This window comes from Streptomyces sp. NPDC046465, from assembly GCF_040646035.1.
In the GTDB taxonomy this organism is placed as follows: domain Bacteria; phylum Actinomycetota; class Actinomycetes; order Streptomycetales; family Streptomycetaceae; genus Streptomyces.
The window spans coordinates 22,486-35,047 of the sequence record NZ_JBEYZK010000010.1; the positions used below are offsets into that span (position 1 = coordinate 22,486).

Annotated in this window: 9 protein-coding genes and 1 pseudogene; 6 read left to right on the top strand and 4 right to left on the bottom strand. The window is 71.5% G+C overall.

The window, feature by feature from the left end:
- Positions 1-31 precede the first annotated feature (31 nt).
- Entirely contained in the window at positions 32-499 is a 468-nt protein-coding gene (locus ABZ953_RS16915) for an Rv3235 family protein (RefSeq protein ID WP_361723628.1), read from the bottom strand.
- Between the two features lie 323 nt (positions 500-822).
- Between ABZ953_RS16915 and ABZ953_RS16920 the strand changes: the two genes are divergently transcribed.
- The 3 genes from ABZ953_RS16920 to ABZ953_RS16930 all read left to right on the top strand — a co-directional run bounded on the left by ABZ953_RS16920 (position 823) and on the right by ABZ953_RS16930 (position 2,438).
- Entirely contained in the window at positions 823-1,326 is a 504-nt protein-coding gene (locus ABZ953_RS16920; protein ID WP_361723631.1) for a hypothetical protein, read from the top strand.
- A gap of 89 nt (positions 1,327-1,415) precedes the next feature.
- Entirely contained in the window at positions 1,416-2,102 is a 687-nt protein-coding gene (locus tag ABZ953_RS16925) for an HAD family hydrolase (RefSeq protein ID WP_361723634.1), read from the top strand.
- Positions 2,103-2,225: 123 nt separating this feature from the next.
- Entirely contained in the window at positions 2,226-2,438 is a 213-nt protein-coding gene (locus tag ABZ953_RS16930) for a hypothetical protein (RefSeq protein ID WP_361723637.1), read from the top strand.
- Here ABZ953_RS16930 and ABZ953_RS16935 read toward each other — a convergent pair.
- Both ABZ953_RS16935 and ABZ953_RS16940 read right to left on the bottom strand, forming a co-directional pair.
- Positions 2,417-2,869, bottom strand: a complete 453-nt coding sequence (locus ABZ953_RS16935) for a serine hydrolase domain-containing protein (RefSeq protein WP_361723640.1) — start codon at positions 2,867-2,869, stop codon at positions 2,417-2,419. The genes ABZ953_RS16930 and ABZ953_RS16935 overlap by 22 nt on opposite strands.
- Positions 2,870-2,979: 110 nt before the next feature.
- Positions 2,980-3,144 (bottom strand): annotated as a pseudogene (locus ABZ953_RS16940) (hypothetical protein); the annotation flags it as partial.
- A gap of 29 nt (positions 3,145-3,173) precedes the next feature.
- Here ABZ953_RS16940 and ABZ953_RS16945 point away from each other — a divergent pair.
- Entirely contained in the window at positions 3,174-3,734 is a 561-nt protein-coding gene (locus ABZ953_RS16945; RefSeq protein ID WP_361723643.1) for a TetR/AcrR family transcriptional regulator, read from the top strand.
- Between the two features lie 138 nt (positions 3,735-3,872).
- Positions 3,873-6,233 (top strand): LuxR C-terminal-related transcriptional regulator, encoded by a 2,361-nt coding sequence (locus tag ABZ953_RS16950; RefSeq protein ID WP_361723646.1) that lies wholly within the window; start codon positions 3,873-3,875, stop codon positions 6,231-6,233.
- 320 nt (positions 6,234-6,553) lie between these two features.
- Here the strand turns inward: ABZ953_RS16950 and ABZ953_RS16955 are convergent, their stop codons facing one another.
- The gene (locus ABZ953_RS16955; RefSeq protein WP_361723649.1) at positions 6,554-7,120 is read right to left on the bottom strand and encodes a DJ-1/PfpI family protein; all 567 of its coding nucleotides are present in this window, start codon (positions 7,118-7,120) and stop codon (positions 6,554-6,556) included.
- A 472-nt stretch (positions 7,121-7,592) separates the two neighbouring features.
- On the opposite strand from ABZ953_RS16955, the gene ABZ953_RS16960 reads away from it, so the two are divergent.
- Complete coding sequence (locus ABZ953_RS16960; RefSeq protein ID WP_361723656.1) at positions 7,593-12,539, top strand: NAD-glutamate dehydrogenase; 4,947 nt, start codon at positions 7,593-7,595, stop codon at positions 12,537-12,539.
- Positions 12,540-12,562 lie beyond the last annotated feature (23 nt).

The window sequence follows — 12,562 nt, forward strand, 5'->3', positions numbered from 1 at the left end:
GCGGTTCAAGTGCCCTGTCAGAAGTGCCCTGTCAGAGGCGACTCGGTTCCGTTTCCACCGCCGTGCAGCGCCACCTGCGGTCCGGGCCCAGGGTCAGGCGGAACGCCAGCGCGCGCAGTCGCGGGCCCGTCGCCACGCGGGCGAAGACCTCGTACGTCTCGGGGTGCGGCTGGTAGTGGCCGATCCGGTGGACCGTGGGGCGGTGGCCGTTCGCGGAGAGGGGCCTGAGCTCCGCCAGGCGGGCCAGGTCGTCGAAGGCCGTGTTGGCGACGTACCGGGCCACCCAGTGCATCGGGCGCTGGCCGCTGAGGACGAGGACGAGGCGTTCCGCGAAGACTTCGGTGGGGTGCGGGGGCGGCTGGGCGGGGATCGTGCCGGGGCGGCGGTCCGAGGGGCGGGGTGCCGAGGGGCGGCGGGAGTCCCTGCGGGCCGGTGGGCGGCCCGCGGGCGGGCGGGACGCGGTCGGGCGGGGGCGGGGCCTTGTCATCACCTTGCGCACGGGTGCCTCCGTCTGGAGTCCGGTGATACCGGGGTGCGGTACCGAGGAGTAACTTCTTGTCGAGGGATCTTGTACGGGCGCACGGGCTGCGGGTGCAAGGGTGCGCGGGCCGGGTGCGGACGGCGGCGGGGTTCACCTATCCGGGGGATGCGGGCCCGCGGCGGCCTTGCGGTTCCTGGCCGGGGCCGGGTGAAGGGCGGGACGTGCGCTGACGCCGCCCGAGGCGGTGGGGGGAGCTCGATGGGGGACTCCCGCACGTATCCTGAAGGTCTTCCACGGCCACGAAGGTCCGCTGTCGCGGACACGAACGAAAGCGGTCAGCCATGCGCGTCTACGTTCCTCTGACCCTGCCCCGGCTCGCCGAGGCGTACAAGGCGGGGGAAGTGGGGCCCGGCCCGCTGGTCGCCTACGCCGTGACGCCCGCTCTGCGCGAGTGGTACGTCTCCGACGACATCGAGGAGCTCGAGTACGCGGCGCTGAACCGGGCCGCGCAGGCGTCGCTGCGGCTGATCGCCGGGGACCCCGGAGCGGCGCGGCGGCGGGTCGTCCTCGCGGCCGACGTGCCCGACGGGGCTGCCGTGGCCGACCCCGACCGCGGGCTCGACGAGGGAGCGCTCGGCGAGGTGCGGATCTCCGAGGGACTGCCGCTGGGCAAGGCGGCGGCGGTGCACGTGGACGCGGGGGACGCGGAGCCGGACGTGACGGCGGCGGCCGCGGCGCTGGGGGCGGCGGACCAGGGCGACGACGACGCGCGGTTCGTGGTCGACGGGGCCGAGGACCACGAGCTGCTCTGGTTCGCGACGCAGGAGATTCCCGGGTTGCTCTGAGGAGGCTCCGGGGGCCGGAGACAGGCTCTGTGAGCGTGCGGTGGGCCCGTGCCGGGGTGGTTGTCGGTGGGGGAGGGTAGCGTTTTCGTATGGGGAAGCTGCTGCGCGGGGCGCATATCGTGTGGGACTGGAACGGGACGCTGCTGCATGACATCGATGCGGTGATCGGCGCGACGAACGCCTCGTTCGCGGAGCTCGGGCTCGAACCGATCACACTGGAGCGGTACCGCGACCTGTACTGCGTGCCGGTGCCCCGGTTCTACGAGCGGCTGATGGGACGGCTCCCCAGCGACGCCGAGTGGCAGATCATGAACGCCGTCTTCCACAAGCACTACTGGACGCGGGCGGACGCCTGCGCGCTCGCCGAGGGCGCATCCGAGCTGCTGGCCGCGCGCCGGGCCGACGGACGCACCCAGTCGCTGCTCTCGCTCGCCCCGCACGAGCACCTGGTGCCGATCGTGCGCAGGCACGGCATCCACGACCACTTCGTACGGATCGACGGGCGGACCGACGAGTCGCACGCGGGCAAGGCCGAGCGGATGGTGCGTCACCTGGCCGCGCTCGACGAGTCCGGCGAGCTGGATGTCGCGCGGGTCGTCGTGATCGGTGACGCCGTGGACGACGCCGTCGCCGCCGCGCACGTGGGGGCGCGGGCCGTGCTCTACACCGGGGGTTCGCACAGCCGGACGAGCCTGGAGGCCGCCGGAGTGCCCGTGGTCGACAGCCTGGCGGACGCCGTCGACGTGGCGGAGCGGCTCGTGGCGCGGGCCGCCTGAGGGGCTGCTTCAGCAGCTGCTTTCATGACTGCCTTCAAGACAGTCGAGCTTTGCCCGGCCGGGGCAGGCTCTCAACGCCTGCGAAGCCGACATGGTGGAGCCCGAGCGGGATACTCGCGCGTCATGACGGAGGCGGAAGCACAGGCGGATGCCCTGAGAGAGCGGTTGGCCTGGGCCCGGGAACTCTCTGCCGAGTTGCGGCGCGCGTCCCGCGCCCTGGTCGTGGAGAACCACCAGCTCATCGACGAGAACTTCCGGCTCAGGCGGCTGGTGGCAGCACAGGGCCGCGACGGGTCGGGCGGCGGGGCAGGAGGTCATCGAGGGCGGGTGCAGTAACCCTGCTGGAAGGCAGCCCAGAAGTCGTCGTCGATCTCGGTGTCGACGAGCGAGTTCCAGTTGGTGTGGGCCACGATCTGGTGGCGCGCGTCGCGGTCGTTGAGGGTGAACGTCAGATACCCGGGTGAGCTGCCGCCGTGGCCGTACGCACGGCCGCAGTCGGTGGCGTAGACGTAGATGCCCAGGCCGTAGGCGACGGCGGGCGGGGCACTGCCGGTCGTGGGGACGGTGTCGGTGAGCATCCGGCGCAGCAGGTGCGGGGGCAGGAGGCGCCCGCGCAGCAGGGCCCGATAGAAGCGTGTGAGGTCCGCCGCGGTCGTGACGAGGGCATCCGACGCACCTGCCTCGGAGGGGCTGAACCCGGTGACGTCGAAGCGGGTCGCGTCCGGTGCGTCCGGCAGCAGCGGCGTGACATCCGCGTAGCCGTGCACATGGGAACCCTCGATGGCGGTCTCTGCGCCAGCGGGTAGGAGGTGTCCCGCAGCCGGCGCTCCGCGACGAGTTGCGGGACGACGGTCGCGGTGAAGGTCTTGGTGACGCTCCCGGTACGGAACTTCAGATCCGGCCTCATCGGCGCGCCGGTGGACCGGTCGGCCACCCCGGCCGCGCCGTAACGGTTGTCGGAGTCGCACCTTGTCCGGCGCTGACCGGGCGGGCGGCGGCTGTTGCGGACCGCAGCAGGAAGGCACCGGCAAGTGCGAGGCATAACAGGCGAGTTGGGACGGCCTCGCCGCTGTGACCGTCGCGCGGGCCGCCGCCGAAGCGGGCATGTCCGTAGGCCTGGTGCAGCACTACTTCACGGCGAAGGGCGAGATGCTGCTGGCCACGTTCACGCGCGTCAACCAGCGCTTCACCGCGCGCGTGGACGAGCTGGTCAACCGCGGCGAGGCCGAGGGCCGCACCATCGCCGAGATGGTGCGTCAGGCGCTGAGCGAGCTGATGCCGCTCGACGACATGCGCCGAGCCGAGTTCCTGGTCCGCCTTGCCTTCGCCGGCCAAGCGGCGCACGACGCCCGTCTCGCCGCCGTCCAGCAGGAAACCCTTGCGGGCGTCCGCACGCGCGTGGCCCGCTCCATCAGCAACGGCACGGTATGCGGCGAGGTCGCCGAGGATGTCGACGCCGCCACCCAGGCCCTGCGCATCGTGGCCTTCACCGAAGGACTCGCCCAGCATGCGCACATCGACCCCGGCGGCACACCGGAGTCGGTGGTTCTCGCCGCTCTGGACGATCAACTCGGCCATGTATTCACCGGAGAGTGCCGAAGCGCGCGGCGCCGCTGCGCCGAACCTGGCTGATCACCGCCGCACACACCCGAGAGGGTTGCGGGATTTCGTTCACGCTCCGCGTCGTACTGCGTACGCTGAGGTGGGATCCTCGGCGCGGTGAGGCTTGCGGGACGGCGTGCCGGACGATGTGACGGGGGCGGTAGCGCGATGGGTTTCGGCTTCGGGCAGCGGCGGGGCGGGCAACTGCCCGCCGAACTGACCTCGTTCGTCGGGCGGGCGGGCGAACTGGCGCAGGTCCGGGCGGCGTTCGCGTACGCGCGGCTCGTCACGCTGGTCGGCCCCGGCGGGGTGGGCAAGAGCCGCACCGCGCTGCGGGCGGCCGCCGGGCTCGGGGAGCGGTTCCCGGACGGCGTGTGGCTCGCCGAACTGTCCGCGCTGCGCGACCCGGAGCTGATCCCCGCCACGCTGGCCGCCGTCCTCGAACTGCCGGAGCAGTCGGGGATGGCGCCGCTCGACGCGGTCGTGGCGCATCTGCAGGGACGCCGGCTGCTCATCGTCCTCGACACCTGCGAGCACTTGGTCGACGCCTGCGCGATGCTCTCCGACATCCTGCTGCGCGAGGCCGCCGACGTCTGCGTGCTCGCGACCAGCCGCCAGCCGCTGGACGTGCCGGGCGAACACTGCTGTTCCGTGGCGCCGCTCGCGCCGGACGATGCCGTGGAGCTGTTCGCGCAGCGGGCGGCGGCCGTCGTGCCCGGGTTCGCCGTGGACGAGGGCAACCGGCGGCAGCTGGCGGCGCTCGCCCACCGGCTCGACTGCATCCCGCTCGCACTGGAACTGGCCGCGGTGCGGCTGCGTGCGGTGTCCGCGCAGGAGCTGGTGGCGCGGCTCGACGACCGGTTCCAGGTGCTCATGGGAGGGCGGCGCACCGCCCTCTCGCGGCACCAGACGTTACGTACGGCCATCGACTGGTCGCACGAACTGTGCACCCCCGCCGAGCAGTTGCTCTGGGCGCGCCTCTCGGTCTTCGCCGGGTCCTTCGAGCTGGCGGCGGCCGAACAGGTCTGCGGGGACGAGGCGTTACCCGTCGCGGAGGTCCTCGGGCAGCTGATCGGGCTCGTCGACAAGTCCGTGGTCCAGCGGCTCGGCGAGTCCGGCAATCGCTACCGGCTGCTCGACACCCTCCGCGAGTACGGGGCCGAGCGGCTCGGCGCCGCGGACACCGACGGCGGCGCGGCGCTGCGGGCGCGGCACTTCGCGTACTACCGGGATCTGGGGCGCCGCTTCGAGGAGGGGTTCCTGGGCGCCGCCCAGCCGGAGCTGCACCGGGCAGTCCGCGCCGAGATGGCCGGACTGCGGGCCGCCCTGCGGTATGCGTACGAGGATGCGTACGAGACCGACGGGCGGGCCCGGGAAGGGCTGCGGCTCGCGGCCGGGCTGTGGCCGCACTGGCGGGCCTCGGGGACGCTCTCCGAAGGCGGGTACTGGATCGAGAAGGGCCTGGAGCGCGTCCCCGAGGACTGCTCGGCGCGGGCGTGGGGGCTGCTCGGCACCGGTGTCATCGGGGTGTGGACCGCGGATCTCGCGACGGCCGTCGAGCGGATGGCACTGGCGCGGGAGTCCGCCGTGCGGGCGGGCGACGAGGAGGTCGCGCAGTTCGCCGAGGCGTACGGCCACGGGCTCGCGGCGCTGTGCGGTGACGAGTCCGGCCTGGTGCGGCTCGCCGAGGTGCGGCGGCGGATGGTCGAGAGCGACAACCTGCTCGGCGTCGTCGTCATGAGTTACGAGGCCGCGTTGCTCCGCGCCGTCCTCGGGGACACGGACGGCGCCCTCGAATTGTGCGCGCAGGGCCTCGACCTGCTTGAGGGCACGGGCGAGCGGCAGATCTACGGCTCCACGCTGACGGCGCAGGGCCTGGTGCGGTGGCTGGCGGGGGAGTGGGAGGCGGGCGTCGCGTCGCTGTGCCGGGGCCTTGAGGCGGCGAGCGACGTCGACGAGATCCTGGTCGCCGCGATGTGCTGTCACGGCCTCGCGTGGGCCGCGGCGCGCGAGGGGCGGCAGGTGCGGGCCGCCTGGCTCTTCGGGTACGCGGAGAACGCGCGGCGGCTCGCCGGGGACCCGATCGGCATGCTCCCCTCGCTCTTCGAGCAGCAGGAGGTGGCGCGGAAGTCGGTGCGGGAGGCGCTGGGGGGCAGGCAGTTCGAGCGGTGGCATGCGGTGGGGGCGCGGCTGTCCGGGCGGCAGGTGCTCGAAGCGGTGCGGGCGGACGCGGATACGCCGGGGCGGGCGCCGGGTCAGCGGGGGGCGGGGACGGGTGCGGGGGCCGTCGCCGGGGCCGGGCGGGTGCGGGCCGGGGGCGAGGTGCTGACGCGGCGGGAGCGGGAGGTGGCGGTGCTGGTCGCCCAGGGGCTGTCCAACCGGGAGATCGCGGAGCGGCTCGTCATCTCGAAGCGGACCGCTGACGCGCACGTCGAGCACATTCTGGCGAAGCTGGGGGTGGGGTCCCGGACGGAGATCGCGGGCGACGTCGGCGGGCGGGGCGCCTTGATCGGGGCGCTTTCGGTTTGAGCGGTGCGCTTTCGGTTTGAGCGGTGCGCCTTCGGTTGCGGGCCTGCCCTCGCCGACAAGGGCAGGCCCGTTCTGTCGCCTCGTGGATGGCGGCACTGCGTAGAGCCTGCCTCGTGCGGGCCCCTCCCGGCATCGGTACCGGTGAGGATCGGCATACCGATGTGGGCGGTGGTGGGTCAGGCTCCGTATACCTAGGCCGTACGCGGCCTAGCTCACGCCTAGGCCGTACGCGGCCCAGCTCACGCCCAGGCCGTACGCGGCCCAGCTCACGCCCAGGCCGTACGCGGCCTAGCTCACGCCCAGGCCGTACGCGGCCCCGCTCACGTCACCGGCGCCTTCGCGCGCAGGACCGTCAGGAACTCGCGCATCCAGCCCGAGTGGTCCGGCCACGCGCGGGCCGACACCAGCGTGCCGTCCACGACCACCTCCGCGTCCTGGAACGTCGCGCCGGCCGTCTGCATGTCCAGTTCGAGCGCCGGGTACGCCGTGACCCTGCGGCCGCTCAGCCCGCCGATGGCGGCGGTGAGCAGCGGGCCGTGGCAGATCTGGGCGACCGGCTTGTCCGCGTCGAAGAAGGACTTGAGGATCTTGCGGAGCTCCGGGTCGTTGCGCAGGTACTCCGGGGCCCGGCCGCCGGGGATCACCAGGGCGGCGTACTGGCCGGGGTCCACCTCCGAGAAGGCGAGATCCGCGGGCCAGGTGTAGCCCGGCTTCTCGGTGTACGTGTCGAAGCCCGGCTCGAAATCGTGCACCACGAACCGCAGCGTCTTGCGGGCGGGGGCGGCCATGTGGACGTCGTAACCCTCCTCACGCAGCCGCTGGTAGGGGTAGAGGACTTCGAGTGACTCCGCCGCGTCGCCGGTGACGATCAGGATCTTGGCTGCCATGTCGCTGCGCTCCCCTCGGGGCGGGGTGCCGCCTGCGCGGACCCTCACGGCCAACGTGCCCCTGTGGTGGCTCTTTGCCAAGAGGGAGTGGTGGCCAGGGGCACTGTGCAGACTGTCAAAATTCACCCCCTGCTTTTGTACACATACGGCTCATGACGGCTTCCCGGTGCGGAGCGATAGCCTGGACCCGTGATCAGCGCGATATCCCGCGGGGGCATGGACGCCCCCGCCCTGCGCCCGGGGAACACGGTGGACAACCGTGCCCGGGACCTCGCTGACGCTTCTTCGCGGTGCGGCCGACCGGGCCGAGCGAGCCATCAGTCAGTGGAACCGCTGAAAATGGCGGAAAGCTGTCCGCTCGCGCGTCACCGCGGCATAACGTCGAATGCGGCCGGAGACCCCGTGCCGCGGCGTTACGGCACATCACTTCCTTCTACGTCACGCAACGGCGCGCGACAGGAGTCAGAGGACAATGCAGACCAAGCTGGACGAAGCCAAGGCCGAGCTGCTCGCGCGGGCCGCCCGGGTCGCTGAGAACAGCCCGGCCGGGGGACGCCTACCGAGCGGTGCACCGACCGGGACGACGAGCGAGGCCACGCCAGACCAGGACATGGCTCTCGCGTTCCTCCAGCGGTACTACCTGCACACCGCCCCCGAGGATCTGGCCGACCGCGACCCGGTCGACGTCTTCGGAGCAGCCTTCTCCCACTACCGGCTGGCCGAGAACCGACCGCAGGGCACGGCCAACGTGCGGGTGCACACCCCGACCGTCGAGGAGAACGGCTGGACCTGTAGCCACTCCGTCGTCGAGGTGGTCACCGACGACATGCCCTTCCTCGTCGACTCCGTCACCAACGAGCTGTCCCGGCAGGGGCGCGGCATCCATGTCGTGATCCACCCGCAGGTCGTGGTGCGCCGTGACGTGACCGGAAAGCTCCTCGAGGTGCTGAGCCGCGAGGCCGGTGCCGAGCTGCCGCACGACGCGCTCGTCGAGTCGTGGATCCACGTCGAGATGGACCGCGAGACCGACCGCGCGGACCTGAAGCAGATCACCGCCGATCTGCTGCGGATCCTCAGTGACGTACGGGAGACCGTCGAGGACTGGGAGAAGATGCGCGACGCCGCGCTGCGCATCGCCGACGAGCTGCCCGCCGAGCCCACCGCGGGCGACCTGCCCGATCAGGAGGTGGGGGAGGCCCGCGAGCTGCTTCGCTGGCTCGCCGACAACCACTTCACCTTCCTCGGCTTCCGTGAGTACACGCTCACGGACGAGGACTCGCTGGCCGCCGTCCCCGGCACCGGCCTCGGCATCCTCCGCGCCGACCCGCAGCACGACGGCGACGACCACCACCCGGTGAGCCCGTCCTTCAACCGGCTGCCCGCCGACGCCCGCGCCAAGGCCCGTGAGCACCGCCTCCTGGTGCTGACCAAGGCGAACAGCCGCGCCACCGTCCACCGTCCTTCCTACCTCGACTACGTCGGCGTGAAGAAGTTCGACGCCGAGGGCAACGTCGTCGGTGAGCGGCGCTTCCTCGGACTCTTCTCGTCCGCCGCGTACACCGAGTCGGTGCGCCGCGTGCCCGTCATCCGCCGCAAGGTCGCGGAGGTCCTGAAGGGCGCCGGATTCTCGGCGAACAGCCATGACGGCCGTGACCTGCTCCAGATCCTGGAGACCTACCCGCGCGACGAGCTCTTCCAGACGCCCGCCGACGAGCTCCGCTCCATCGTGACGAGCGTCCTCTACCTGCAGGAGCGGCGCCGGCTCCGGCTCTACCTGCGCAAGGACGAGTACGGGCGCTACTACTCCGCCCTCGTCTACCTGCCGCGCGACCGCTACACCACCGGCGTCCGGCTGCGGATCATCGACATCCTCAAGGAGGAGCTGAACGGCGCCAGCGTCGACTTCACCGCCTGGAACACGGAGTCGATCCTCTCCCGCATCCACTTCGTGGTGCGGGTGCCCAAGGGCGCCGAGGTCCCCGACCTCTCCGACGCCGACACCGAGCGCATCGAGGCGCGGCTCGTCGAGGCCGCCCGCTCCTGGGCCGACGGGTTCGCCGAGGCGCTGACCGCCGAGTGCGGCGAGGAGCGCGCCGCCGAGCTGATCCGCCGGTACGGGCACGCCTTCCCCGAGGGGTACAAGGCCGACCACACGCCGCGCGCCGCCGTCGCCGACCTCCAGCACCTGGAGCAGCTCGGCCACGGCGAGAAGGACTTCGCGCTCTCCCTGTACGAGCCCGTGGGCGCGGCACCCGGCGAGCGGCGTTTCAAGATCTACCGGTCCGGTGGGCAGGTCTCCCTCTCCGCCGTGCTGCCCGTCCTGCAGCGGCTCGGCGTCGAGGTCACGGACGAGCGTCCGTACGAGCTGCGCTGCGCGGACCGTACGCACGCGTGGATCTACGACTTCGGGCTCCGCATGCCCAAGTCCCCGAACGGCAACGGCGACTACCTGGGCGACGACGGCCGCGAGCGCTTCCAGGAGGCCTTCGCCGCCGCCTGGACCGGCGCCGCCGAGGTCGACGGGTTCAACTCGCTCGTGCTGCGGGCCGGGCTCAACTGGCGTCAGGCGATGGTGCTGCGGGCCTACGCCAAGTACCTGCGCCAAGCCGGATCCACCTTCAGCCAGGACTACATGGAGGACACCCTCCGCAACAACGTCCACACCACCCGGCTGCTCGTCTCGCTCTTCGAGGCGCGGATGTCCCCGGACCGCCAGCGCGCGGGCACCGAGTTGACCGACGGGCTCCTGGAGGAGCTGGACGGCGCGCTCGACCAGGTCGCCTCGCTGGACGAGGACCGAATCCTGCGCTCCTTCCTCACCGTCATCAAGGCGACGCTGCGGACCAACTTCTTCCAGGAGGCGGAGGGTGGCAAGGCCCACAACTACGTCTCCATGAAGTTCGACCCGCAGGCCATCCCCGACCTGCCCGCGCCGCGCCCCGCGTACGAGATCTGGGTGTACTCGCCCCGTGTCGAGGGCGTCCACCTGCGCTTCGGCAAGGTCGCGCGCGGCGGGCTCCGCTGGTCGGACCGGAAGGAAGACTTCCGGACCGAGATCCTCGGGCTCGTGAAGGCGCAGATGGTGAAGAACACCGTCATCGTGCCCGTCGGTGCCAAGGGCGGCTTCGTCGCCAAGCAGCTGCCCGACCCGTCGGTCGACCGTGACGCGTGGCTGGCGGAGGGCGTCGCCTGCTACAAGACGTTCATCTCGGCGCTGCTCGACATCACCGACAACCTGGTCGCCGGTGAGGTCGTGCCCCCGGCGGACGTCGTCCGCCACGACGAGGACGACACCTACCTGGTGGTCGCGGCCGACAAGGGCACGGCGACGTTCTCGGACATCGCCAACCAGGTCGCCGAGTCCTACAACTTCTGGCTCGGCGACGCCTTCGCCTCCGGCGGCTCCGCCGGATACGACCACAAGGGCATGGGCATCACCGCCCGCGGCGCCTGGGAGTCCGTCAAGCGGCACTTCCGCGAGCTGGGCTGCGACACCCAGTCCGAGGACTTCACGGTCGTCGGCGTGGGCGACATGTCCGGTGACGTGTTCGGCAACGGCATGCTGCTCTCCGAGCACATCCGCCTGGTGGCCGCATTCGACCACCGGCACATCTTCATCGACCCGAAGCCGGACGCCGCGACCTCGTACGCCGAGCGCCGCCGCCTCTTCGAGCTGCCCCGCTCCTCCTGGGCCGACTACAACAAGGAGCTGCTCTCCGCGGGCGGCGGCATCTTCCCGCGCAGCGCCAAGGCGATCCAGCTCAACGCCCAGATCCGCGAGGCCCTCGGCATCGAGGGCAAGGTCGCCAAGATGACCCCGGCCGACCTGATGAAGGCCATCCTGCAGTCGCCGGTCGACCTGCTGTGGAACGGCGGCATCGGTACGTACGTGAAGTCCTCCACCGAGTCGAACGCGGACGTCGGCGACAAGGCCAACGACGCGATCCGCGTGGACGGCCAGGACCTGCGCGTCAAGGTCGTCGGCGAGGGCGGCAACCTCGGCCTGACTCAGCTGGGCCGCATCGAGTTCGCGCGCTCCGGCGGCCGCATCAATACGGACGCCATCGACAACAGCGCGGGCGTGGACACCTCCGACCACGAGGTGAACATCAAGATCCTGCTCAACGCGGTCGTCACGGACGGCGACATGACGGTCAAGCAGCGCAACAAGCTGCTCGCCGCGATGACCGACGAGGTCGGCCACCTGGTCCTGCGCAACAACTACGCGCAGAACACCGCCCTGGCCAACGCCGTCTTCCAGTCCTCGTCCCTGCTCCACGCCCACCAGCGCTTCATGCGCAGGCTCGGCAAGCAGGGCCACCTCGACCGGGGCCTGGAGTTCCTGCCGAACGACCGGCAGATCCGTGAGCTGCTCAACTCCGGCCGGGGCCTCTCCCAGCCCGAGCTCGCCGTGCTCCTCGCGTACACGAAGATCACCGCCGCGGACGAGCTGATCCAGACGACGCTGCCGGACGACGCGTATCTGCAGCGGCTGCTGCACGCGTACTTCCCGAAGGCGCTGCGCGAGAAGTTCCCCGAGCAGGTCGACGGGCACGCGCTGCGCCGCGAGATCATCACGACCGTCCTCGTCAACGACACGGTGAACACCGGTGGTTCGACCTTCCTGCACCGGCTGCGGGAGGAGACGGGCGCCTCACTGGAGGAGATCGTGCGGGCGCAGCTGGCCGCCCGGGAGATCTTCGGTCTGAGCAAGGTGTGGGACGCGGTCGAGGCGCTCGACAATGTCGTCGCCGCCGACGTCCAGACCCGGATCCGGCTCCACTCGCGCCGTCTCGTCGAGCGCGGCGCGCGCTGGCTCCTGAACAACCGGCCGCAGCCGCTCCAGCTGGCCGAGACCATCGACTTCTTCAGTGAGGGCGTCGCCGAGGTCTGGGACGAGCTGCCGCAGCTCCTGCGCGGCTCCGACCTGGAGTGGTACCAGGGCATCCACGACGAGCTGACCGGCGCGGGCGTCCCCGACGACCTCGCGCAGCGCGTCGCTGGCTTCTCGTCGGCCTTCCCGGCGCTCGACATCGTCGCGGTCGCCGACCGGACGGGCAAGGAGCCGATGGCCGTCGCCGAGGTCTACTACGACCTCGCCGACCGTCTGCGCATCACCCAGCTCATGGACCGCATCATCGAACTGCCGCGGGCCGACCGCTGGCAGTCCATGGCGCGCGCCTCGATCCGCGAGGACCTGTACGCGGCGCACGCCGCGCTGACGGCGGACATCCTCGCCGCGGGCAACGGTGAGTCCACGCCGGAGCAGCGCTTCAAGGCGTGGGAGGAGAAGAACGCACCGATCCTGAGCCGGGCGCGGACGACGCTGGAGGAGATCCAGAGCTCGGACGCGTTCGATCTGGCGAATCTGTCGGTGGCGATGCGGACGATGCGGACGTTGCTGCGCACGCATTCGTGATCTCTGTTACAAGGGGGCGCCCC

Excerpts from the sequence above, each read along its gene's own strand:
- ABZ953_RS16925 (WP_361723634.1), top strand. The coding sequence starts at position 1,416 with ATGGGGAAGCTGCTGCGCGGGGCGCATATCGTGTGGGACTGGAACGGG.
- ABZ953_RS16955 (WP_361723649.1), bottom strand. The coding sequence starts at position 7,120 with ATGGCAGCCAAGATCCTGATCGTCACCGGCGACGCGGCGGAGTCACTC.
- ABZ953_RS16930 (WP_361723637.1), top strand. The coding sequence starts at position 2,226 with ATGACGGAGGCGGAAGCACAGGCGGATGCCCTGAGAGAGCGGTTGGCC.
- ABZ953_RS16960 (WP_361723656.1), top strand. The coding sequence starts at position 7,593 with ATGCAGACCAAGCTGGACGAAGCCAAGGCCGAGCTGCTCGCGCGGGCC.
- ABZ953_RS16950 (WP_361723646.1), top strand. The coding sequence starts at position 3,873 with ATGGGTTTCGGCTTCGGGCAGCGGCGGGGCGGGCAACTGCCCGCCGAA.
- ABZ953_RS16920 (WP_361723631.1), top strand. The coding sequence starts at position 823 with ATGCGCGTCTACGTTCCTCTGACCCTGCCCCGGCTCGCCGAGGCGTAC.